The 22,195-nt window shown below is 69.7% G+C and carries 18 protein-coding genes and 3 pseudogenes; 8 read left to right on the top strand and 13 right to left on the bottom strand.

What is annotated here, in order from left to right; translation table 11 throughout:
• Positions 1-206 precede the first annotated feature (206 nt).
• A complete protein-coding gene (locus H4N64_RS22610) occupies positions 207-1,502 on the top strand; it encodes a cytochrome P450 family protein (protein ID WP_186284232.1) in 1,296 nt (431 codons plus the stop codon).
• Positions 1,503-1,550: 48 nt separating this feature from the next.
• Here H4N64_RS22610 and H4N64_RS22605 read toward each other — a convergent pair whose 3' ends face one another.
• Complete coding sequence (locus tag H4N64_RS22605) at positions 1,551-2,939, bottom strand: cytochrome P450 (RefSeq protein ID WP_186284231.1); 1,389 nt, start codon at positions 2,937-2,939, stop codon at positions 1,551-1,553.
• Between the two features lie 208 nt (positions 2,940-3,147).
• Here H4N64_RS22605 and H4N64_RS22600 point away from each other — a divergent pair, with 208 nt between their 5' ends.
• The 3 genes from H4N64_RS22600 to H4N64_RS22590 all read left to right on the top strand — a co-directional run bounded on the left by H4N64_RS22600 (position 3,148) and on the right by H4N64_RS22590 (position 5,477).
• The gene (locus H4N64_RS22600; RefSeq protein ID WP_186284230.1) at positions 3,148-3,831 is read left to right on the top strand and encodes a hypothetical protein; all 684 of its coding nucleotides are present in this window, start codon (positions 3,148-3,150) and stop codon (positions 3,829-3,831) included.
• Between the two features lie 4 nt (positions 3,832-3,835).
• Positions 3,836-5,038 (top strand): DUF6545 domain-containing protein, encoded by a 1,203-nt coding sequence (locus H4N64_RS22595; protein ID WP_186284229.1) that lies wholly within the window; start codon positions 3,836-3,838, stop codon positions 5,036-5,038.
• Positions 5,039-5,165: 127 nt separating this feature from the next.
• On the top strand, positions 5,166-5,477 hold the full coding sequence (locus H4N64_RS22590) for a hypothetical protein (protein ID WP_186284228.1): 312 nt from the start codon (positions 5,166-5,168) through the stop codon (positions 5,475-5,477).
• A gap of 41 nt (positions 5,478-5,518) precedes the next feature.
• Here the strand turns inward: H4N64_RS22590 and H4N64_RS22585 are convergent, their stop codons facing one another.
• From H4N64_RS22585 to H4N64_RS22555, 7 genes are all read right to left on the bottom strand, one after another.
• Positions 5,519-6,184, bottom strand: a complete 666-nt coding sequence (locus H4N64_RS22585; protein ID WP_186284227.1) for a hypothetical protein — start codon at positions 6,182-6,184, stop codon at positions 5,519-5,521.
• Between the two features lie 158 nt (positions 6,185-6,342).
• Entirely contained in the window at positions 6,343-10,413 is a 4,071-nt protein-coding gene (locus tag H4N64_RS45290) for an SAV_2336 N-terminal domain-related protein (RefSeq protein ID WP_186284226.1), read from the bottom strand.
• Positions 10,410-11,477 (bottom strand): AAA family ATPase, encoded by a 1,068-nt coding sequence (locus tag H4N64_RS22575; protein ID WP_186284225.1) that lies wholly within the window; start codon positions 11,475-11,477, stop codon positions 10,410-10,412. Before H4N64_RS22575 ends, H4N64_RS45290 begins: the two co-directional genes overlap by 4 nt.
• Positions 11,478-11,503: 26 nt before the next feature.
• Positions 11,504-13,417: a VMAP-C domain-containing protein gene (locus tag H4N64_RS22570; RefSeq protein WP_186284224.1), complete on the bottom strand. Its 1,914-nt coding sequence runs from the start codon at positions 13,415-13,417 to the stop codon at positions 11,504-11,506.
• Positions 13,414-14,622, bottom strand: a complete 1,209-nt coding sequence (locus tag H4N64_RS22565; RefSeq protein WP_186284223.1) for an RBBP9/YdeN family alpha/beta hydrolase — start codon at positions 14,620-14,622, stop codon at positions 13,414-13,416. Before H4N64_RS22565 ends, H4N64_RS22570 begins: the two co-directional genes overlap by 4 nt.
• A 106-nt stretch (positions 14,623-14,728) precedes the next feature.
• Positions 14,729-15,289: a carboxymuconolactone decarboxylase family protein gene (locus tag H4N64_RS22560; protein WP_186284222.1), complete on the bottom strand. Its 561-nt coding sequence runs from the start codon at positions 15,287-15,289 to the stop codon at positions 14,729-14,731.
• A gap of 96 nt (positions 15,290-15,385) precedes the next feature.
• Positions 15,386-16,228 carry a LysR family transcriptional regulator gene (locus H4N64_RS22555; RefSeq protein WP_186284221.1) on the bottom strand — a complete coding sequence of 281 codons (843 nt, stop codon included), beginning with the start codon at positions 16,226-16,228 and terminating at the stop codon, positions 15,386-15,388.
• 82 nt (positions 16,229-16,310) lie between these two features.
• Here H4N64_RS22555 and H4N64_RS22550 point away from each other — a divergent pair, with 82 nt between their 5' ends.
• Complete coding sequence (locus H4N64_RS22550; protein WP_186284220.1) at positions 16,311-17,216, top strand: MBL fold metallo-hydrolase; 906 nt, start codon at positions 16,311-16,313, stop codon at positions 17,214-17,216.
• Between the two features lie 157 nt (positions 17,217-17,373).
• A pseudogene (locus tag H4N64_RS45280) lies at positions 17,374-17,514 on the top strand (ergot alkaloid biosynthesis protein); the annotation flags it as partial.
• A 31-nt stretch (positions 17,515-17,545) separates the two neighbouring features.
• On the opposite strand, the gene H4N64_RS22545 reads toward H4N64_RS45280, so the two are convergent.
• The 3 genes from H4N64_RS22545 to H4N64_RS22535 form a co-directional block, all read right to left on the bottom strand.
• Positions 17,546-18,292 carry a carbonic anhydrase gene (locus H4N64_RS22545; RefSeq protein WP_336246760.1) on the bottom strand — a complete coding sequence of 249 codons (747 nt, stop codon included), beginning with the start codon at positions 18,290-18,292 and terminating at the stop codon, positions 17,546-17,548.
• Positions 18,293-18,415: 123 nt separating this feature from the next.
• Positions 18,416-18,958, bottom strand: a complete 543-nt coding sequence (gene cpt / locus H4N64_RS22540; RefSeq protein ID WP_186284218.1) for a chloramphenicol phosphotransferase CPT — start codon at positions 18,956-18,958, stop codon at positions 18,416-18,418.
• Positions 18,959-18,961: 3 nt separating this feature from the next.
• Positions 18,962-20,092 carry an RNA-guided endonuclease InsQ/TnpB family protein gene (locus H4N64_RS22535; protein WP_186284217.1) on the bottom strand — a complete coding sequence of 377 codons (1,131 nt, stop codon included), beginning with the start codon at positions 20,090-20,092 and terminating at the stop codon, positions 18,962-18,964.
• Positions 20,093-20,142: 50 nt separating this feature from the next.
• Here H4N64_RS22535 and tnpA point away from each other — a divergent pair.
• A pseudogene (gene tnpA / locus H4N64_RS22530) lies at positions 20,143-20,514 on the top strand (IS200/IS605 family transposase).
• A gap of 89 nt (positions 20,515-20,603) precedes the next feature.
• On the opposite strand, the pseudogene H4N64_RS45275 reads toward tnpA, so the two are convergent.
• Positions 20,604-20,684 (bottom strand): annotated as a pseudogene (locus H4N64_RS45275) (phosphotransferase-like protein); the annotation flags it as partial.
• A 64-nt stretch (positions 20,685-20,748) separates the two neighbouring features.
• On the opposite strand from H4N64_RS45275, the gene H4N64_RS22520 reads away from it, so the two are divergent.
• A complete protein-coding gene (locus H4N64_RS22520; RefSeq protein WP_260859871.1) occupies positions 20,749-21,273 on the top strand; it encodes a hypothetical protein in 525 nt (174 codons plus the stop codon).
• Here the strand turns inward: H4N64_RS22520 and H4N64_RS22515 are convergent.
• Complete coding sequence (locus H4N64_RS22515; RefSeq protein ID WP_186284247.1) at positions 21,197-22,150, bottom strand: LysR family transcriptional regulator; 954 nt, start codon at positions 22,148-22,150, stop codon at positions 21,197-21,199. The two genes, H4N64_RS22520 and H4N64_RS22515, sit on opposite strands and share 77 nt — an antisense overlap.
• Positions 22,151-22,195 lie beyond the last annotated feature (45 nt).

The following is a 22,195-nucleotide window of genomic DNA, read 5'->3' as shown; positions in this document are numbered from 1 at the left end:
AGCAATGATCGCGTACACCGGCACCGCCCGCACATGACCTCGTTTCCCTCCAAGACCAGGACCTGGTGCGATGACCTTCCCCCGCGGCGAGCGGTCCGACGACGCGCCGTTATTTCGCGGCAGCGGTGGGCGCCTGCGCCGAAGGCGACGCCGCGTCCGAGCCCGGCGGCCACCGGGCTCCCGTACCTGCCCTTCGGAGGCCCCTCATGGCCGTCACCGAGCCCTGGCTCAGCGACGACGTCCCCGCCCCGCACGAACTGGCCCTCACCCGACCCCGCTACCGCCTCGACCCCCTCGCACGGGACATCCCCGCGGAGGGCAGGGCCCTCCAGCGCATCGGGCCGCTGGTTCCGGTGGAACTCCCTGATCAGGTGGTGGCGTGGGCAGTGACCCGGCGCGATGTCGCCGACACCCTGCTCACCCACCCCGACCTGCGCAAGAACCCCCGGCACTGGAAGGCCTACCGGGACGGCCTCGTCCCCGAGACGTGGCCGCTGCTGCAGATCATCACCACCCCGACCATGCTCATCATGGACGGCGCCGACCACACCCGACTGCGCCGCCCCATCCAGCAGGCCTTCACCCCACGCCGGGTCGAGGCCCTGCGCCCGCGCATCGAGGAGATCGTGCGGGACCTGCTCGACGACCTCGCAGCCAGCACCCCGGAGACCGTGGTCGACCTGCGCACGGCCTTCGCCTTCCCGGTGCCGGTGACGGTCATCTGCGAGCTGTACGGTGTCGACGACCCGGCCATGCGAAGACAGCTGGCCGCCGACACCGCCGCCCTGCTGAGCAGTACGACGCCCCCGGACGACCGTATGGCCGCCCAGGGCAGCATCTTCGGCACCATGGTCCGCCTGGTCACGGCCAAGCGCACGCAGCCCGGTGACGACCTGACCACGGCACTGATCGCCGAGTTCGACGAGGACCGGCTCGCCGAGGACGAGCTCATCGGAACGCTGTTCCTGATGCTGATCGCAGGACACGAGACCACGCAGAACCTGCTGTCTAACGCCATCAAGGATCTCGCCGAGAACCACGACCGGCTCGCAGAGGTCCTCGACCACTCCGGTGGCACGGACCCCTGGCGCGGAGTGGTCGAGGAGGCGCTACGACTGGATGCGCCCGCCGCGACCACGATGTTCCTGTACGCGGTCCGGGACGTGACGGTCGCCGGGGTCACCATCCGGGAGGGCGAGCCCGTCCTGATCTACACCGCCGCCCTCGGCCGGGACGACGAGGTGTTCGACGATCCCGACGCGTTCCGCCCCGGGCGCCCCGACGCCCACCAGCACCGCGCCTTCGGCCACGGCCCCCACCACTGCCTGGGGGCGCCGCTCGCCCGGCTTGAGGCGCAGATCGCCCTGCCCGCGCTGCACAGACGGTTCGTGATCACCCCGGCGGAGCCGTTGGCGGAGGTGGAGAGGCTGGAGTCCCTGTCGAGCAACGCCCCGGCGAGACTGCCGGTCCGACTCGCTCCCAGGGAGGCGGACCGCCCGTAGGACACGCAAGGGCGGAAGCGGCACGGGGACCGCCTCCGCCCTCGCGGATCACTGAGCCATACGCGCAGTGAGCTGGGTCAGCATGCGCGGCGGGAACAGCGCGTGGGAGCTGCGGGAGGCGTCTCCCAGCGCCGAACTGAACTCCGCGTCCCCGTCGGCGGGCTGCCCGCCGGAAGCGAACGCGATGCGCAGACTGCTCAGTTGCCGCACGATGACCGAGCCGCCCCACTGGACGGCGTCCTCGTCCTCAAGGCGTAGGTTCCGGCACCGCACGAGCAGCCGCTCGACCGCGGCCTGGGCGATGATGTGGGCCAACTTCTGGGCCGCGGTGGGGCATTCGTGCGGGCCCGCGCCGAAGGCGTAGTGGTACTCGTTGGCGAGATGGGCGCCCTGTTCCTCGCCGCCGGTCGCGTCCGGGTCGGCATTGGCTCCGGCGAGTCCGAGGACCACCAGGGCGCCGCGCGGGATGGGGTGCTGGTTGCCCAGTTCGCCCTCGGGGATGTCCCGCACGGGGAACCGGCCGAGGACGTTCTGCACCGCTGGGTTCGACCGATGGGTCTCGTTCATGATCTCCGCGACCGACGCCTTGCCCGCCAGATACAGCGCGTGCAGGTCGGCTCCGCGCACGAGTTGTTCCATCACGTTGGCCATCCAGCCCGTGGTCCCGCCGGCGCCCGCCATGACCGTGAGCCAGGCCAGGTTGCGCACTTCGAGGTCGCTGAGGGCGGGCCCGTCCGTGACGGGGCCGTGGATCAGCCAGGACACCAGGTCCCGCTCCGGCTTGACCCGCCGCTCGTCCACCAGACGGCCGAGAATCGAGTTGATCTCCTCGTTCGCGCTCCGCGCCTCGGCGCCGCCCTCCAACAGCCGGAAGATCGCGGGCAGCAGGGCCTCCCCGGTCTCGTGCGGCAGCCCCAGCAGACGCAGCATGACGAGCATGGGCAGGGGAGCGGCGTACTCGCTGACGATGTCGGCACGACCGGTGGCGGCGAACCGGTCGATCAGCCGGTCGGCGACCCAGGTGACGAACCGGCGGACGAAGGCGCCGTCGGCCTGGTTGATGCCGGAGGACAACAGGCCGCGCAGCCGCCGGTGTTCGGGCCCCGTGGTGAAGCGGGCGTTGCCCTCGGCGTAGGCGACCTGGGGGAGCCAGGGCCAGTCGGCGGGCACACGGCCCTCGCGCAATGCGCTCCACTCGCGCGAGTCGGGGGTGAAGATGCCTTCCTGGCGGCATACGCCCAGCAGGGCGCGGTGACCGATGACCAGGTGCGCCTCGACACCGTCCAGCTCGATCGGCACGACCGGGCCGTGTTCCGCCCGCCACTTCTCGTACAGGCCGGCCAGTTCGCCCAGCATGGTGTCGCTGGACAGCCGTACGCGCCCGGCGTGGGCCGGGCACTCGGGCGGAGCAGGTCGGTCATGGGGAGGGAGGGTCATCGCACCGTCTTCTGGTCGTTGGTGGTGCAGATCTTGGGGCACCGGCCGCCATACAGTCAACAATTGTGAACAGTTGATGAGGGGCAGTCAAAGCCCCACAGGCAAGGCAGTTGAGGGTGTACCCGGAGTGCGTCGTTCCGTGGGCGGTGCCCTGGTAGCCTCGCTGCGTATACCGGCCAGTACTCACGGCGACAGGGGAATTGGCGGCGTGGACGTCCTTTTACCGGCGCCCGGCGACGGACCTGGAGTCAGGGGCCCGCGCTTCGCCCTCCGTGAAGCGACCGCCCTGTGGTCCAGGCGCCGCCGCGTGGTGCGCGCCGCGAAGAAACTCGGGCTGCGTCCGGACCTCGGACTTCAGGCCGTGGTCGCCCGCGTCGCCGACCTGCGGGGACAGCCCATCGACATCGTCGCCGAACCCCTGCCGCGCGCGACCACCGGACTGTGCTGCTTCGGCGAGCACCGCGACACCATCGTGGTCAACGCGGCCGCCGAACCACTGCACCGGGTCCTGATCACCCTGCATGAACTCTGGCACCTGATCGAGGACTTCGTGGGTCCGCGACGCCCGGTCCGCATCTGGCGCCGCTGCGTCCTCACACCCCTGGAGCGCTGCGGACTGCGCGAACCGCGCCCGGCCCAGGCCCTCTTCGGCGAACACTCGGTCTTCGAGCTGGACAACCTGCCGGACGTACTGAACGCACTCTCGCCCGAACTGGTGCGTGCCGTCCTCGACGACCGCCGCCAGGTGAAGATGCGCGGCGAGCACAACCACGGACACGACCCGGCCGAGGTGTTCGCCCGGCAGATGCTCCAGATGCTCGCCCTCGACGAGGACACCGACGGGACAGGGCCCATCACCTCGTCGTTCGCCCACCGCCGCACGGGTATCTGAGCCGATGCTCGAAACCGTCCTCACCACCGTCAACCTGATGATCTTCGCGGTGTGCCTCACCGTGGGTCTGGCCAAGGCCGCCGCGGCCCGCAGCGACCGCGACACGACCCTGCGCATCACCGCGTCCGTACTGCTGTGCGCGGCGGTGGTGTACCTGCTGTCCGCCCCCGCCGCCTACCGCATCGTCGGCACCGCGGCCGACTCGCCCAGCCTGCCCTCCCTGCTGGTCAACATCGCCATCCTGGTCTGCGTCGGCCACGCCCACGCCCTCACCCTGCTGTGGCACCCCCGCAGCCGCACCCCGGAAGCGCTGCGCCGCTCGGTGCTGCTGTGGGCGCCGATGTACGCGGCGGCGATCATCGCCATGACGGTGCTGTTCTGGGCCGCCGATCTCTCCGGCCCGGCCCGCCCGCTGTCCTTCGCCACGTCCTACGCCCATGTGCCCGCCGCCTGCGCCATGGAACTCGTGTATCTCACGGCCCTGGTCGCGGGCATCCTGGCCACGGTCCGCCAGTGCCGAGGCCCCGACGGCGTCATCGCCCTGCCCGGACGCCCCGGCCTCGAAGGCAGCCTGCGCCTGTTCGCCCTCGCGGTCGCCCTGGACCTCGGCTACGTCGCCTGCACCGGCGCCGCCGTCCTCGTCGCCTCCCAGGGCAACCACACCTGGGACTTCCTCGCCGCCGTCGGCTCCTCCGCCAGCAGCACCAGCGCCCTGGTGGCCAGCTACGGCCTGGCCAAGCCGGCGCTCATGGCAAGGGCTGCCGAACGCGCCGACCACGCCAAACTGCTGACACTGTGGCAGACCGTCACGCCCCGCTCCGGCCAGGTCCCCGGCGGCACCCCGGTGACCTGGTGGAACCGGTACGCCCTGGCCGACCTGCTGGCGGAGATCCTGGACGGCACCTACGCCCTGCGGCCCTGGATGACACCGGCAGTCGCCGACACCGTAAAGGATCTGGCCGAGGCCCAGCCGGACGCGGTGTACCTGGATGTGAAGTCGCTGCAGGACGCGGCGGTGATCCGGCACGCGTGTCAACTCCGTGACCGCGCCCTGCGGTTGGGCCTGCCGACGCCGAAGGCGCCCTCCGGGCCGGGTGAGGCGACCCCGCCCACCCTGGAGCGGGCCCGCCAAGTCCGTATCGCCGCGCACCTGTTCCATCCGCTGGTCGACGAGGCGCTGGCCCGGGTGCCACAGGAGCGCACCTGATCCCGCGGTGTTCACAATGATTGACACTTTGGTCGTGGGTCCAGGAGGATCGAACCCGACCGAGACCGCACCCCTGGCGTCGGCCGTATCCGCAGGGCCGGCGCCGCCGCGGTGACGAAGGAGCATCATGATCGTGCCGGTACAACGGGCCGCCTCCGAGTCGGCCGGGGGAGACTACTCCGCACAGGACGTGGCCGAGACCTGCGCCCACATCACCGATCTGCTGAGCGAATGCGCGAGCCTGACACGCCGGTACGCACCCGACGGCCGCTGGGAACCGTCCAGCCCCGATGGCGCCACCACCCGCACCGAGGCCGCCGAACTGCTCGCCTCGATGTCCCGCCTGCTCGCCAGAACCCGCCACGACCTGCGCAAGGTCGATGCCCGGGTGCGACAGCGGGCGTACGACTTGGAGCATGTGCCGCTGTCTGATCCATGAGCGTGTTTCAGCGTGCCGCGGCCCTCTGACTGCTCTGGGGGCTACTGCCGCCGCCGCGCGGCGATGACGGCGGCGAGGATCTCGTCCATCGCGTCGGCGTCGCCGCTCAGGTCCTCGCCGCTGCGTGCGGCGATCTTCGTCACGCCGTGCTCGTAGGCGTCGGCGACTGTCTTCAGGACGCGCAAGTGCTTGACGATCGGCCCGAGTTGGGAGGCGAGGGCCTCGCTCTCGGTGTAGAAGCAGAAGCCCGGGAGAGCTCCGAAGAAACGTTCCATGCCGGCGACGTTCTCCGGGCTCGTCTGACGTCCCTCGGTGAAGACGTAGTGCACGGTCTGCCGACTGAGCCCCGCACCCCGGGCGATCTCGCCATAGGTGTACGGCCGGGGAGTGCGGCCGCTGAGGCGACGGGTCATAGGCCGCTTGAGGCGGGTGGCGCGCAAAAAGACGAGCCGAGCCAGATACCGATCCTGCGCCGCGTCCTTGGAGTCACCGGTGTCAGGCTCGGCGCCCGCGAGGAGTTCGGCGACGCGCTCCGCCTCGATGCCCGTGTCGTAGCTGAGCTTCTCCGGCGACAGCAGACGCGCCAGGTGTTCCTGTGCCGTCGGGGGCAACGCCCGCTCCAGATCACGGAGTTCGGCGAGCAGGGCAGCGAGGCCGTCCTGTGCGGGGGAGTCGTTCTCGGCCGTCTCGTCGGCGGATTCGTTCACCTGGGCTCTCCGTCGCTGGCCGGCGTGACTTCTGGGACGCATTGAGGCTACCCCGGTGGCTGTCCCGTGCAATGAAGCTTCATTGATCGTACGGGTACGGGCCGTTCGGTGCCACAATCATTGACACATTGGCCTGGTGTCAGCGTGCCCTGACGTCATCATTGCTCGGAAGGGACGGGGCGGACGTTCTGCGCCAGTGGTCCCCTTGCGCCCTGGGTGACGCTGAGTCGGACCCGTTGCCCTGCCTCCAGTGAGCGGAAGCCCGGGGTGTCGATCGCGCTGTAGTGGACAAAGACGTCCGGGCCGTTGTCCAGGGCGATGAACCCGTATCCCTTCTCCGCGTTGAACCACTTGACGGTGCCATTGCCTTCCTGCTGGTGGTCGGTGACCGGTGAGAAGGCTGGATTCCGCAGGAAGAGGCTGGGGGTGTTGACGTCGTAGTACTGGTGGAGGCGGACGTTCCCAGCGCCCCTGCGGCCACGGATCCGATTGGCGATGTCCTCCAGGCTCAGCAAGTCCGGGCCGCCGCGGATGCCTGAGGTGAGTACGTCGACAAGCTCGTTCGTGAGGGCGTGGGGATGCTTCCGGTCATCCCATTCCGAGGTCAGGAGTGCCAGGTATCCACGAGGTGTGGTGCGGGGGGCGAACCACTCCCAGATCCTGTCCGGGTATCGGGTGTCGGCGTCGAGGACGAGAACCTTGAACAGGGCCGGGCTGTCGTCCATCAGCGACCGAAGCCGCCTGATGGAGAGGGCGGTATCGACGAGGTGGTCGCGACTAGTGTCGGAGAAGGTGAGTAAAGCGTCGTCGGGAGTTTCGAGTACGTGGCCGGCGTAGTAGAGCACGAGCGTGTGCTCGGCCTGCCGGGCCACGCGGGACATCGCCGCGCGGAATGAATTCCGGGACAGGTTCCAGACGACGGAGACGCTGCCGGCATCGAAGCTGCCGTTCCCTCCTCTCCGCCCCAACGCGGACGCCAGCGCCTGTGCCGCATCGGCGGCACCGGGCAGCTCCGGGAACTCCTCGTAGTCGTCCACGCCGATGAGGACGGCACGTGAGTGCGTGGGGTCGAGGAGGTCGGGGTTCGACGACCGCTCGGGTGTTCGTACGGCGGTCTGGGTGGGGGGAGTGATCCGTGAGGCGATGAGTCTGCCGTACTCCTCGTCGCCGTAAGACACTGCACCGATCACTGCCCCGCGCAGGTCGACGACCGCCGCCCCGAGGACTGGCCACGGCGCGGAGACGATCGGCTCCAACGAGAAGTCCTCGCCGGTGGTCACGACCTGGCAGCGAAGTACGGTCAGCTCGGTGGCTCGCACACGGTCGAGTCCGACGACGAGGACCCGCTCTCCGACCGCTGGCACAGGGGAGGGCGGCAAACGGGTCATGCTCGGCAGTGGCGGCCATGAGGACGGCTCGGTGGACAGGAAGGCCAGACTCGTTTCCGCACTCCAAGGCAAGATCCGTGCAGGCAGGTCGACGTCGCCGAGCCACGACCGCACTCGCAGGACTTCGTCGCTCGGCCACTGTCTTCTGGCGCGCGTGTACTGATCAGCAGAGATGACCACCAGCCCGTCGTCCGAGAGGCGGATTCCCGAGCCGAGCCCGGCACCTCGGTTTGAGACCTGTACCAGCCGTTGCCTGGCATCCCTGATGAGTCCTCGGATGACATCAGAGGAGTCGGGGGAGGTGTCCTGGAACGCGAAGGCGTTGTCGAGGTAGCGGGCCGCCTCGTCCAGCCCTCCCTCCCGTGCGGACCGGGCGAGCGAGCGCAGCGAGCGCGGGTCGGCGTAGCGGGCGAGCACCGTCCAGAGTTCCTCCGGCGGGTCGATGTGCGGGAACTCCGCCAGGTCGACCTGCTCCACGAAGTCACTGAGCCGGTACTGCTCCTGGTTGCGTGAGGTCCGGATCATGATCAGCGGTTCCCCGACGACCGGCCTGCACGCATAGGCCAAGGCTTCCGACACCGCGTCGTACGACAGGTCATGCCGGTAGTGGTCGGGGAGGTAGACGTTCGTCGCGGCTGCCAGCAAGCTGCGCGACAGAGCGGGGCCGTGGCCCAGACGCCGGATGTCCAGTGCCGCCCGGAGCATGCTTCTCGCGACCGGCGGTGCCTCGTACACGCGCCTGATCGCCTCGGACTGTGTGACCCAGGGGGCGACCCGCACCACATCGATACGATCGAGCAGCGGACGGAATCTGACGGCCTCCTCCGAGTCATCGGTCAGCAGCAAGTGCATGTCGTCGGTCGTGAGTTCGCCCAGGACCACGACCGGTCCCTGCCCCGGAGGGGGCATCAGATCGAGAAGTCCCATGGGCATGTACTGGGGATGCTCCGCGGAAGCGAGCGCGAAGGAGCGGAAGTCGTTGAGCATCACGACCGATTGGGGTGGCAACAGGGGCGTCCCCCAAGCCAGTTCGTCCACGCTTCTCGGCGACCACCATGTCCAGCCGCTGGGCAACGCGGTGACGGCACGCAGGATGGCCGACGTCTTTCCCGCACCGGGTTCGCCGACCACCAGCGTGAAAGAACTGTGCCCCTGCTGGGCCCGCGAGATCACATTGCGTAGATCTTCATCCACGCCGCGCACGACATAGGGCACGGGCGGGACTTCCGGCACGAGATCCGCGACCCGCTTCCACTGGAGTTCCGCTCCCTCCATCGAACGGCCCCCGTCCCCCGTACGGACCCGCGCCGCAAATGGCAACGCCCGCGAGGCGAGCCCCCGACTGCCGTCCCCACCCCCCGCACTCCGCCCTGCGAGAAAGTCCCCGCCACTACTGGCCCCCCGCTCACTGACCCCCGCCCCCATCTCCCGCCGCACCACTTCCTGCACCGAAGTGATGGCATCCCGCCGCTGTCCACCGAGCAGCGCCTCCCGAACCCCGGGCCGAAAGTCGAACGGCACCCTGTCCGGGTCTTCCGCCCCCTCCCGCCCCCAGGGAGTGAAGAGGCCGCCGAGCGCAACCTCCGCCAGATGACCGTGCTCGGATTCGGGCAGCATGATCTGGCGGACGAGGTTCATCACCGGGAGGCTCAGCGGTACGGCGGACAGGTACCCGGCCAGTCGCTGCGCGAGCGGAGACGCGCCGGCCCTGAACCGCCGTAGGATCTCGTCGACTTCGTCGGTCACCGTCTCCTGAACCGGGACCGGCGACGCCTCCGCCGCGCGCGGAATCGTCAGGCACGGCACCCGCGTCCACTGCCCGTTCCCCGCGACCAGCTTCGCCAGGACCGACACGGAAGCGGCCTCGGCCTCCACCACCGGAATCGTGATGCCCTGCCGTGCCGACTGCCGCCGAGGGGTTCTGCGGCGGCTCCGCGTGGTCGGGCCCAGCCGCCAGGACGTATTGGCCGAGGCAGGCCCGACCGCCCGCACCAGCACCGGCTGCGGGCGCACCGCACCCCGGTCCCACAAGCGGCGCGGCAACACATTCAGCAGGGCCACCGGACCGTGTGCGGACCACTGCCGCAGCATCTGCGCAACCGAAGCCGCGGCCCACCCGCTGGCCACCGTGTCCGTCACCACCAGGACCAGCCGGTGGCCCGACGGGTCGGACACCTCCTGCACGCTGCGCGGCTCCCCGTCCGGGGTACGGGCGACGGACAGTTCCCCGCCCGCGTCCGTCCCTCGCAGGTACCACGTGCGCACATCCCGAAAGATCCCGGTCTGCACGAACACGCGCCGCAGCTCACCCACCAGATCGTGCCACAGCAGCATCGAATGGTGGGCGTCCACGACGAGCGCCAGGTCGAGCCACCGGCCCCGGCGGGGGCGCAGCACCGGCGTCGGAAGGCGCTGTTCGACCGTCCTGCGGACCGTGAGTTCCTCATCGAGTTCGACGTCGTTGGAGCCGTCCTGGACTCGCCCCGTGCTTCGCCCCAGAGGCCGCAACGCCCGCATCAGCGCCAGCGGGTCCCGGAGGGACGCGGCGCGGCGGACGCGGACCAAGTCGACTCCGCCGCGCGCCGGGCCGGACGCGTCGGTGACATCGCAGGCGTTGAAGAACTGCTCGACCGGCTCGGAGCCCACGCCGCCCGGACCCCCGACAGGCGGCTCGGGCAGCGGCGCCACCTCGGGCTCGTCGTCGGCGTCCGGCAGATCGCGTACGGCGGGATCCCCGGAGCCGCCACTGATCCGCGCGGCCAGCCAGAGGATGTCCGCCAGCTCCTCGGGCCCGGCGTTCGCGCCGGACTCCTCCAGAGCGCGGAACAGCTCCTCGATCACGCCAACGGGCCCGTCAGCCGCTGCAGCACGGTCTCCACGAACTTCGTACGCTCGTCCGACCCGGACCACGCGCCGCTGAGCCGGAGCTGGACGGCATTGAGCAGCTGGTCGGTCGCCAGGTCGCCTTCCGTCCGGCGCGTCATGAACTCCTGGATGAGGTCGCTGTACCGGTCATCACCGGTCGTCTCGTCGAGCTTGAGCCGCTTGCGCACGATCTGCGTCAGCTTCTCCTCGCTGGGCGGTTCGACATGCAGCCGGATGCAGCGGCGCAGGAAGGGCGGCGGGAAGTCGCGTTCGCCATTGCTGGTCAGCACGACAATGGGGAAGGCCCGGCACTGGACACGGCCGCGCTCGACGGTGACGCGCAGTTCCGGATCGTCCTGCGTGCCGATTCTGACCTTGGGCTGCCGTGCGGCGATGCGCGCCAGTTCCGGGATCTCGAAGGAGCCTTCTTCGAAGACCGTGAGCAGGTCGCCGGGCAGGTCGATGTCGCTCTTGTCGATCTCGTCGACCAGAAGGACCCGGGGGCGCTCCTGCGGCAGCAACGCGGTGCCGAGCGGCCCGAGGCGCAGATACGGCGCGATGGCGCTGCCCGACGAACGGGGCCGCCCCCGCTCCCGACGGCCCGGCGCGCCACGGCTCGTTTCCAGATGCCGCAGGTTCGCGTCGTGCAGTCGGCCGATCGCGTCGTACTGGTAGAGCCCGTCCCGCAGTGAACTGCGGCTCGTCACCGGCCAGTGCAGTACCGGACCGAGTTCCAGGTCGGCGGCGATGCTGTGGGCCAGCGTCGACTTGCCCACCCCCGGCTTGCCGGTGACGAGGAGCGGGCGGCGCAGATACAGGGCCGTGTTGACGGCGTCCACCTCCGCCTTGTCGGGCACGTATCCGCTTCCGCGCTCGTACGTCTCGTCCCAGGCGGGCCCGGCGATGGTGGGCGGGGTGTATTCCGGATCGAGTTCGCCCTTGAACTCCCGCCAGGGCGGCCGGTGTTCGTCGAGTCGGGCGCGCATCTCCTCGACCGTGCCGGTACCCCGGTAGATCCACCAGTCCTTGGCGGTGTCCATCCCGATTCCTCTCACTGATGACTGACTCACGAGGACAGCGACCGCCTTTCGGGAATCCGCCCCGGATCGTCCCAGAGCAGGGCGAGCGGGCGACGTCTGACTCGGGCGCGTCTGAGCGCGGCAGGCAGTGACTCCACGTCGAGCAGGGCCGGCGGCGTCGCCCCCAGCGCCGTACGAATGGATTCGTCCGGGCCGGGGGAGGGGCGGCGCCAGACCGCGATCGGTATCCCGCCGTCGAGTACGGCCCCCAACGCGTCCATGACCAGGGGTCCCGTCACTTCGGCCAGTACGCAGACGGGCGACTCGTCCAGTTGCAGTTCGTCGGCCAGTCCGTCCGACACATCGTCGTCCCGGACGTCGTGGACGGCGTCCGGGTGCCGGCCGCCATGGGTCTCGTACCACTCCCATTTGGTCCGCCACGGGGCTTCGGCCAGTCCCTGGCGTTCCTCGGGGCAGCGCAGAAGGACCTGGTACCGGCCGCCGAGTGCGCAAGTCTTGGTGGCGCGTCCCGTGGGCACCTGCCAGGTCTCGAACGGCTCCTCCAGCAGGTCGTACGGGATGTGGAACTCGATCCGTCCCGGGCTGCGCGCGGCGTTGGCCACGAGGTGGGCGCCCAGCGCCAGGCGTACGGCTTCCAGGTCCATGGGTCGCTCATAGTCACCCACGTTCTCGAAGTCACCCTGGTACGACCACAGTTGCAGCCAGAAGCGATCGTCCCCTTCGGGCGTGAGCCGGACATGCAGCGCGGGCAGTTCTGCGGTCCGCGCGGGAGGAGGGGGGATGGGTGCGGCGCCGAGTCGTTCGCGGGTGCGGTCCACCCAGTCGTTCGCGGCGGCGGCCCAGTCGGCATGCCGAGAGCGGGACGCCAGGTGCCGTATGAAGGGCAGCGCGAGCGGGATGTTGCTGCTCGTTCCCTGGCGGCTGTCGAGATCGCGCACGATCTCCGTCAGGTGCCGGGAGGGCAGCGTGTGCTCGGCGGGGGCGGCGCAGCGCGCCACCTCGAAGGCCCAGCGGTAGGCCTCGTAGGTGTACGGCGGCATCGGGCGGCCGGTCAGCAGGTCCCCGAGTTCCGTCCAGGCATGCTGGTCGAGCACGGGCGCGCCGGAAGCCGTGCCGTCGTCCGTCCAGCGGTCTCCGTGGAGGGACGATCCGTCCCAGCCCACGGCGATCTCGAACTGCGGCTCCTGCCAGGCCGTGCCGTTCCCCTTCATGACAGCGAAGTCCCGCTGGACGTCCCGGGCGATCTCGACCAGGCCCAGGGTCGCCTGCTCCAGTGTCCGGTCCTGCAGGTGCCTGAGCAGGGTGTCCGTGAACTGGCCGGCCTCCAGCTCCGCCCGGTTCCTCGCCGTCTCGCCGGGGCGTGCCGCGTAGAGCGTGAACTGCTTTCGATCGGTGTGTCGGCCGGTCGGGTACTCGACCTTGGGGAAGCCCACGCGCTGGGCCCGCCGTGTGTCGATCCGGCAGGAGTCGCCGATGGTGACGAGACGCCGGAAACGCCCGCCGCCCACCTTGTTCGACTGCCACCAGCGCAGCGCCGAGGTGAGATTGAGGTGGGTGGTGTAACCGGCCGTGGCGTCGGCGTAGGGGAGGAGCAGTTGGTGGGTGGGGTCGAGGAAGCCGTGCCCGGCCCAGTAGATCCACAGCAGGTCGCCGTCGCAGTGGGGGAGGTCCTCGAAGAGGGCGTCCTCGACGTTCTCGCGCGTGGCCGGCTTCGCCTCCACGCCGACCTCGTTCCGGGCCAGGGGTGACAGCAGCAGCCGTAAGTTGCTCTTCGGGACGCCTGCGGTGCCGGTGAGCCACTCGGCAAAGCGGACGGCGTCGCGGGCCGGCCCGGACAGGTCCATGCCGCGGCCTATCCCGTACGACTCGATACCCACGACGAGGGCGAAGGTCCGCTCCGGTGCGATCGGCAGCTCGGATGCGTCGGACGCGCCCGTCACCGCAGCGCCTCCGCGATCCGATCGAAGACCGGGTCGAGCCTCCAGTAGGCGCTGTGGGACACCGGGAAGGGCTGGCGGCTGCGCACCTCGTGGTCGGTGATCCGGCGGTCGCCCGCGAAGACGGGCTCGGCGAGGTAGGCGAGCAGGTCCATGGGGTCGTAGACGTTGAGCCAGTCGGGGAAGCTGGCGGGCAGCGCGGCCCCGGGCCGGAGGCCGGCGAGGGCGCCGAGTTCGTGGAGGAAGGGGGCCTGCGAGCCGACGGTGACCAAGAGCCGTACGGGCAAGGGCGGTTGGCGTACGGCGGCCAGGGCGAGGGTGTCCACCAGGGCGATGCCGCCGAGGCTGTGGCCGATGACGACCGGCGGCTCGGTGCTTCGGCCGATGACCTGCTCCAGGTGGGCGCGCAGCGGCTCGCCGCGCGACTGGTAGCGCAGGATGTCGCCGACCTCGGAGGCCTTCTCGTGGGTGAAGTCCCCGCGCCAGCGGTCGCGTGCGGCTTGCGTGGTCATGCGCTGAGCGAGCTTGAAGAGCACGCCCAGGGTTCCCGTCACGACACCGCGGCCGGTGCCGCCGAGCCGGTCACTGAGCACGTCCACGATCTGGTCCCGCTCGTCTCCGGTGCACAGTGTCGTGTCCCGGGCCTCGGCGAGCATGACGGCGACGACGGCACGGCTGGTGAGGAGGACGAGCTCGGCGGCGACCGCGTCGTCCTCGGCGGCGAGGCACGCATCATGGAACTCCTCGGAGTACGCCACGGCGTCCAGGGCATACCCATAGCCGTCGGCCAACCCGGTCTCCCGGAGCAGTACGGCCAGTTTGTCGCCCGGATCGAGGTCGCGAGGCAGTCCCCGCAGACGGTCCCCTACCGCCTCCCCTGCCGACTGCACCCCGGGCAGACCGAACCCGCCGTCATCGGCGCCGGTGCCGATCTCGGCCAGAACCCGGAGCTCGCAGAACGGGTCGGTGAGCAGGAGCAGCCACTCGGCGGTCTCGGGGTCGTCGTCGATGTCCGCGGGCGCCATGGGCGTCGTCCCCGGAACAGACGCACCCCCCGCACTGAGCGTCGCACCGAACTCGTCCCCCCAGTAGCACGGTTCGACCTCCGCCCCCGGAAACCGCTTCAGCAGCCCAGCACTGACCAGCCGGAACAACTCGTCGAACCGCTCGCGCCGCACACCGGTCCCATGAACAAAGACGAACCTCATGCGTCCCCCGCCCCCAACGTGCTTGTGCGGTAGGAGAATAGTCCTCGTCCACGGCCCGTCGCAGCCAGGACGGCAGGCCGCGATGGGCGACGCAGGGGGTGTTGGGTCAGGCCTTCGTCGTCATGGCGGCCAGGGGAATCTCGCAGGAGTCGGAGAAGCCCTGGGAAGTGATCCCGTGGGCCGTGTTGTTCCTGGTGGACATGTTGGCGAAGGCGATCGCCGCGGTGAGTTCGACCATCGCCGCCGGGCCGATCCGGTCCAGCAGGCCGGCGTACAGCTCGTCGGTCACCGTCGGCGGGGTGTTGGTCATGGCCTCGGCGTACTCCAGCACGTCCCGCTCCAGCGGAGTGAACACCTCCGACTCCCGCCAGCGCGGCACCTGGCTCGCCTTGTTGAGGTCCAGGTTCTTGTTGAGGGCCTGGAAGTAGTTAATGTCGAGGCACCAACTGCATCCGACCTGCGCCGCGACCGCCATGTGCGCGAAGGTCTTGAGACCCTCGTCGGCCATGTCCCACCCGTTCACCCTGGCCCCGATCTCGCCCGAGTCCTGGGTGACCTTGGGGTTGTGCGCCGTCACCTCCAGCGGCTCGGGCACGGCACCGAACTGCTTGACCAGGCCTTCGCTGAGCTCGGCGGGAAGCTCAGCCTTCGGAATGCGTAACGCCATGATGTTCTCCTCATGCGTCTGCCTGCGTGACGACATGAAGACACCGACGGGCCCGTGTCTGTGACATCGGCTCCATCGTTCCTCGGAGTCGAACACTCAGTCGTGATACGCAGCCCTCGCTATCTCGACGAACGACCGGATCAACGGGTTCGTATCGCCTTCCTTCCACGCCACCACCACCCGGCTCGGCACCATGTCGGTCAGCGGCACCACGGCCAGCTCTCCAGGCAGCTCATGCCCCAGCGGACTCATCCCGACCGTCCCGTTCCACAGCACGGCCTGCACACACTCCTGGACGGCCCGCACCACCGGCCCCTCCCGCGGCTCACCGCCATTCCAGTACGACCGCCAGAGCACGTCCGTACCGTCCGGGAACTGGAACCACCGGCGTCCCGCCAGGTCGGCCGGCTCAAGGCTGTCGCGGCGGGCCAGCGGATCGTCGGCGCGCAACACCGCCCCCACCGGGTCGGCCCGCAGCCCGCACACCACCAGCCCCGTCTCGTCGAACGGCCCCCGAGTCAGCGCGATGTCGACCAGACCCGCACGCAACCCACAGGTCGGATCGGTGAGGTCGGTCTCGCGGATGCGGACCTCGATGCCCGGGTGCCGCTGCCGGTACGCGGCGGCCAGCCGTACAGCACCCCGGTCGCTGCCGTCGCCCAGGATGCCGACGGTGATGGTCGAGGCCGTGGCCACCCGCGCCCGTACCCGCTCGGCCTGGTCGAGCAGGGCGCGTGCCTCGGCCAGGAGCGTCGCCCCCGCCGGCGTGAGCGCGACACCTGCGGGGGAGCGGAGCAGCAGGGCCGCGCCCAGGTCGGTCTCCAACCGCTTGATCGCGCGGCTCAGTGGCGGTTGGCTCATGTGCAGCCGTGCGGCGGCCCGGCCGAAGTGGAGTTCCTCGGCGACGGCCACGAAGTAGCGCAGCGTGCGTATCTCCATGACCAGCGACGATACCCGCCCGGTATCGGCCAGACCGAGCCGGTCTTGGACGGCCGCATGGCCCCGGCGATGGAATCGCGGCATGACGGACGAACAGTTCCCCGACCCCGCCGTGCAGGTCTCCGGCGCCCAGGAGATCGCCCCCGACCTGCTCGTCATTCCGAACCAACGGGTCCAACTGGTGCCCAACATCGGCATCATCGGCGGCACACAGGCCGTACTCGTCGTAGAGACGGGCATGGGCACCGCCAACGCCGAACAGGTTCTCGCCCTCGCCTCGGAGGTGGCGCGAGGCCGTCGCCTGTACCTGACCACGACCCACTTCCACCCCGAACACGCCTTCGGCGCCCAGGCCTTCACCGACCACGCCAACTACCTGGTCAACCGGGCCCAGGCCGACGACCTGCAGGCTAAGGGTCCCGGCTACCTGGAAATGTTCCGCGGCTTCGGCGACCCGATCGCGGATCGCCTGGACGGCGTCACCGTGCCCACCCCGGATGTGGTCTACGACGACGGCCACGACCTCGACCTCGGAGGCCGGACCGTACGCCTGCGCCCCATGGGTCGCGGCCACACCAAGGGCGACCAAACGGTCGAAGTCCCGGACGCCGGCGTCCTGTTCACCGGCGACCTCGCGGAAACCGGCCAGTTCGCCATCTTCCCGTGGTTCCCGCCGTACGACACGGATGTCTCCGGCGTGCGCTGGCTGGCGGTCATGGACCAACTCACAGCCACCGGACCGCGGATCGTGGTTCCCGGGCACGGCGACATCGGTGGTCCTCAGGTGCTCGGCGACGTCCGCGACTACCTGCGCGAACTGCGCGACGAGACCTGGCGACGCCGAGACTCCGCGATGGGCGAGGAAGAGATCGTCGCCGAGGTCCGGGCGCTGCTCATCGGGCGGCATCCGGAGTGGGTGGGACGGGAGTGGATCGAGCGGGGCGTGGGATGTCTGTGTGCCGAGCATGCCTCAGAACCGCACTGGTGAAGTCCGCCAACTGAGCGCGCAGTTCCTCGCGGCTCTTCACCTGGCCGAGGTAGGCGACGAGGTCGGCCCGGGTGGCGACCAGCAGCGCGTGCGAGGTGAAGTCGCTGTCGGGCAGGCGCGGGATCTGCTTCAGGAGGTCTCGCTGCAGGGCGTGTTCATCCCGCTGGAGTTCGCCACCATGCTGGCCGCCATGGACCGGGCGATCGCCGAAGGCGCCGAGGACCGGACCACCGACACCGTCCGCCGCATCACCTGCCGTCCGCCGCGCGGCTTTCCGGCGGTAGCGGAGCGGGAGTTGCGGACGGTGCCGGAACGCAGCCCGTGGGGTGTCAGGCGATGCGGTGCACCAACTGGTTCGTCAGCTCGTAGCGCGCTCCGACGATGGCGAGTTCACCGGCCGACACCTTGGCCGCGAGGTCCGGTTCCGCGGCGAGGCGGTCGTGGACGAGTCGTATGTTGGCGTCGATGGTGGCGTCTATGCGCGCGTCGCCCTCCGTGGTGTGGTCAATGGCGGGGGCGATCTGGTCGGCCAGGTACTGGATGTGGGCGGGCAGCTTCTCGCCGCTCTCCTCGGCCTCGACCGCCGCGCGCACGGCACCGCAGGACTGATGCCCGAGCACCAGCACCAGGGGTATGTCGAGTTCGAGCACGCCGTACGCGACGCTGCCGAGTACCGCCTCGTCCAGGACCTCCCCGGCGCTGCGGACGGTGAGCAGGTCGCCGAGGCCCTGGTCGAAGACGAGCTCCGGGGGGACACGGGAGTCGATGCAGCCGAGCACCACCGCGAAGGGGTGCTGACCCGACACCAGCTCCTGACGGACCCTATGGGTCTCGTCCGGGTGCTTCTCCCGGAAGGTGCGCCAACGCGCGTTGCCCGCTGCGAGTTCGCGCAGGGCTTCGTCGGGTGTGGTCGGGCGGGGCCGGTGGTTCGTCGCGGCTGTCGCGGGGGCGGCGGCCCCTACAGCGAGGCCGGCGCCGAGGGCGGCGGCTCCGGTGAGTGCGCCGCGCAGGAGGGAGCGACGGGCAGGCTTCGAGTCGGTGGGGCGCAGGGCGCCCGCGGGAGCATCAGAGTTCACGGACAGAACGTACGTCCAGGAGTGTGAACAACCGCCCCCTCCAACGGAATCGTGGACAGGATGTGGACTGCTCATGGCGCAGTGTTGAACGTTTCTTGGTGCCGGCCGACAGGTGCTCGGCGGTCAGCTCAGGCGAGCGGCGATGATGAGCGCGCAGTCCAGGGACTCGGTGTGCGTGGTGTCCACCTTCAGGTCGTAGACCACGCCCTGGTGCACCACGTCCGCCTGCAACTCGGCCATGCCGTGGGTGCGATCCCCTCGCGCGATCTCCCGGCCGGCCGCGACCGCAGGCTCACACCGGACGCCGACCCACAACACGTCGATTCCGGCCAGCGCCTTCCACCACCGCTGCTGGGACGCCGCCCCGCCGAGGAAGACGTCGTCGACGACGATCCGGGCACCGGCACGGGCCATCCCCACGATGCCCTCGACCCAGGCCGCCTGCAGCGCCATGAAGTCGGCCCCGACACTCACCCCGCCGTCCGTGGCGAACGTGATCCCCTCGTCCGACTCCCGCATCTTCGCGGGCAGGGCGTCGACGAACTCGTCGACCCCGAACGCCAGGCACGGATCGGGCAGTACGGCGTCAACTTGACCCGGTCCTGAAGGGCCGGGTTTGGAGGTAGTGCCCGGCTGGCTGCTGGGTGGACTCCTCCGTCCAGACACCCCTTACGGGGTGGCAGGGACGCGTGACTCACGCCCCGCATTCCACACCACGGCGCCGCGTTGGGCGATGTTGTGGGAAGCGTTCCGGTCCGCGTGGGCAACGACCCCGCAGTTCCGGCAGATGAAGAGGGCCTGGTCGACCCGGTTCTTCTTGTCGACGTGCCCGCACTCGCAGCACATCTGTGAGGTGTAGGCGGGGTCGACGTGGACCACGGGCACGCCTGCGCGGCGTGCCTTGTACGCGATGAACTCTCCGAGCTGGGCGAAGGCCCAGGAGTGGAGTGTGACCCGTTGGGGCTTGCGGAGCCGTACCCTCTGCCGGATGCCGCCCAGGTCTTCCAGGGCGATTCCGGCCGAGGTGCGTTCAGCCTCGGTCACGATTCGCTTCGCGATGATGTGGTTGGTGTTGGAGACATGGCGCCGCTCGCGCCTGCCCCGCTTCTTCAGCAGCCGCTTGGCGGACTTGGTGCCATTGCGCTGGAGCTTGGTGCGTAGATCGCCGTGGCGTTTGCGGTGCCGGTTCACATCGCGCCCGGCGGCCTGGTAGCCCGTGGATGTGGTGGCGATGTTGACGATGCCGAGGTCGACGCCGATGAACCCGTCGGGCTCGTACTCTTCAGCCTCGGGGACCTCACAGGTGGCGATCAGGTAGAACACGCCGTCGCGTTCCACCAGATCGGATTCGCCCTGCCGGTGCTTGCGCAGCATCTTCAGGCCGTCGACGGAGCAGATGTACCGCACACCCCGGATGCATCCGGCGGTGGTCCAGATGGACACCGTCTGCGCGTCGTACTGCCAGGACAAGCGTCGGTCGTCGTACGGCTGGGCTGCCTCGGGCCGGAAGGCGATGGGCTTGGACTCGGCCTTCCTGCGCCGTTTCGAGCCCGGTCTGCCGAGGTTCTGGGCCTTGATGTTGGCCTTGAGCGTCGTGTAGGCGTCGCGGACCTTCTTGATGGTGTGCTGGGCTGCTTGCGCCCCCAGCCCCCGCGACTTCAACTCCGCGTAGGTGTGCTTGCGCAACTCGTACTCGCGCGGCACACCCTGCTCGAACGCCACCGCCGACACCCAGTTCGCGGCCTCGTTGACCGTGCGCAGGGTCGCGAGAAGCGCGGCGGCCTGCTCGGCCTCCGGCATCAGCTTCACCTGCACAACGAGTTTCACGGGCGTGACCGTATCGTTGATCCATGTCACCACGCTGGGATTCAAACCCCAGTATTCGCAGGGGCAGAACAGTCGTCCACATCCCTCCACGCGCACTTGGTCTTCACACCCAGGCATCGGCGCGGTCCGTTCACCGATGAGATCCTTCGGCGCTGCGAGGAGGGGACCCCGTCCACCTGCTGGTGCACTACCCGCCCAAAGTCGCCTTGTCCCGGCTGGTCGGCTCTCTCAAGGGCATCTCCTCCCGGCGACTGCGTCAGGAGTTCCCAGCCCATATCCGCAAGTACCTGTGGGGTGACCACTTCTGGTCGCCTTCATACTTCGCCGCCTCGTGCGGCGGAGTACCGTTGGAGATCATCAAGGAGTACATCGAGAACCAGAAGCGACCTGGCTGAGGCCAACGGTGCAGGCCCGTGGGTACCCGCGGGCCAGAGCGATCCAGAGAAGCGCTTCCTCCCGGGCGTGAACCCCCGGGGTTCCGCGCTAGTTCAGGCTGAAGACACCGTACGATCCCGGACTTCCCCGAGCTGGAGCCACCGTTGAGAATGATCACCTGAATCGTCACCGCGCCACAGTAGGGCGGCCGGCGAAGGGCACGAAACGAATTTCGGCTCGGGGAGTGCGGAGCATTGAGCAGCGGCTCGGATCGTGAGGGCTCGGGGCCCGACCTGAGCACCTGGCCTGTTGAGCGGCTTCGGGCCTACGCCATGGAGATCGACGGTGCGGCGCTCGAAGCCGTCCGTGTGGTCGCCCAAGGGCACGCCTACGACGCCGGCCGGCCGGAGGAAGTCCGTCGGGAGTGGGCGGCGCTGTCGCTGCTGGCGAACCGGCGGATGGGCGACGCTGGTTCGGCAGGCCGTGCGGCCCATCAGGAGTTCATGCTCCGTATGTGGGTCATCGACACATTCGGACCCCACCCCGACTGGAGTCCCCACACACTCGCCACCGACACCCTGGGCGCACTCCCACTCCCCCCGTCCGAGGCCCGGGCCCTCGCCCGCGACTGGCGTGATCTGCCGGTCGACCGGATCAGGGAGCTACGGCGTCACAAGAACCTGACAGCCCACCTGGAACGGCTCATCGGCCACCTTGAGGCCGGCCCGACCCGAGACCGGCTGCTGCGCTGGATCGAGGTCCGCCGTCAGCTGCCCTGACCGCGTGGAGCAGGGCTTCCCGGCAGGCCGCGACAGCGGGATGCCGGCCGCCGCCACGGCGTACGACGGTGAAGACGCGACGGGTGCGTTGACCGCGGGGGAGCTGTCGCAGGGCGACGGTCGGCGGGCGTCCGTCCCAGACGAGGTCGGGCAGGAACGCCGCGGCATGGCCCTGCTCGACGAGTCGCAGATGCAGCAGGAGATCGGTGGTCTCGAACCGTACGTCGGGCTCGAAGCCTGCGTTACGGCACAGAGTCATGGCCCAGTGGCGTGCGGCCGTGCCCTCGGGTTCCATCACCCAAGGGTGGTTCGCCAGTGAGCGCAGGGTCGCCGTCGGGCGGCCGGTGTCAGGGAGTGCGAGGTGCAGGGGGTCGTCGAGCAGGTCTTCCTGTTCGAGCTCGGCGGGGCGCGCGTTGGGGTTGCCGGGGTACTCCTCGGCGATGACCAGGTCGAAGTCGCGGGCCTGCAAGGCGGGAAGGGCCTTTTCCGGTTCCATCTGCGTGACATGGACGCGCAACCGCGGATGCAGGTCGCGCAGCAGGCCGAGCGCGGCCGGGACCAGGGCCAGGGCCGCCGTCTGGAACGAGGCGATGCGCAGGGTGCCGCTCAGATCCGTCAGCGAGGCCGCGATGTCCGCCTCCGCGCGCTCCAGGCGCTCCAGCACGGCCTCGGTGTGCGCGACGAGGATATGGGCCTGCGCGGTCAGCCGTACCCGGCGCCCGACCGGTTCCAGCAGCTTGACCCCCACTTCGGCCTCCAGTTGGGAGAGCTGCTGGGAGACGGAGGAGGGCGCGTACGAGAGTGCCTCGGCGACCGCCGCGAGTGTGCCGCGGTGCTTGAGCTCGCGCAGCAGGCGCAGTCGGTGCAGATCGAACATCGCCGGTTCGCTCTCCTGCCGTCCGATCACGGGCGTCAATGCTCG

The organism is Streptomyces cupreus (assembly GCF_014257025.1).
GTDB classification, from domain to species: domain Bacteria; phylum Actinomycetota; class Actinomycetes; order Streptomycetales; family Streptomycetaceae; genus Streptomyces; species Streptomyces cupreus.
Note: the sequence above shows the minus strand (reverse complement) of the source record. Positions and strands in the feature narration are given on the sequence as shown.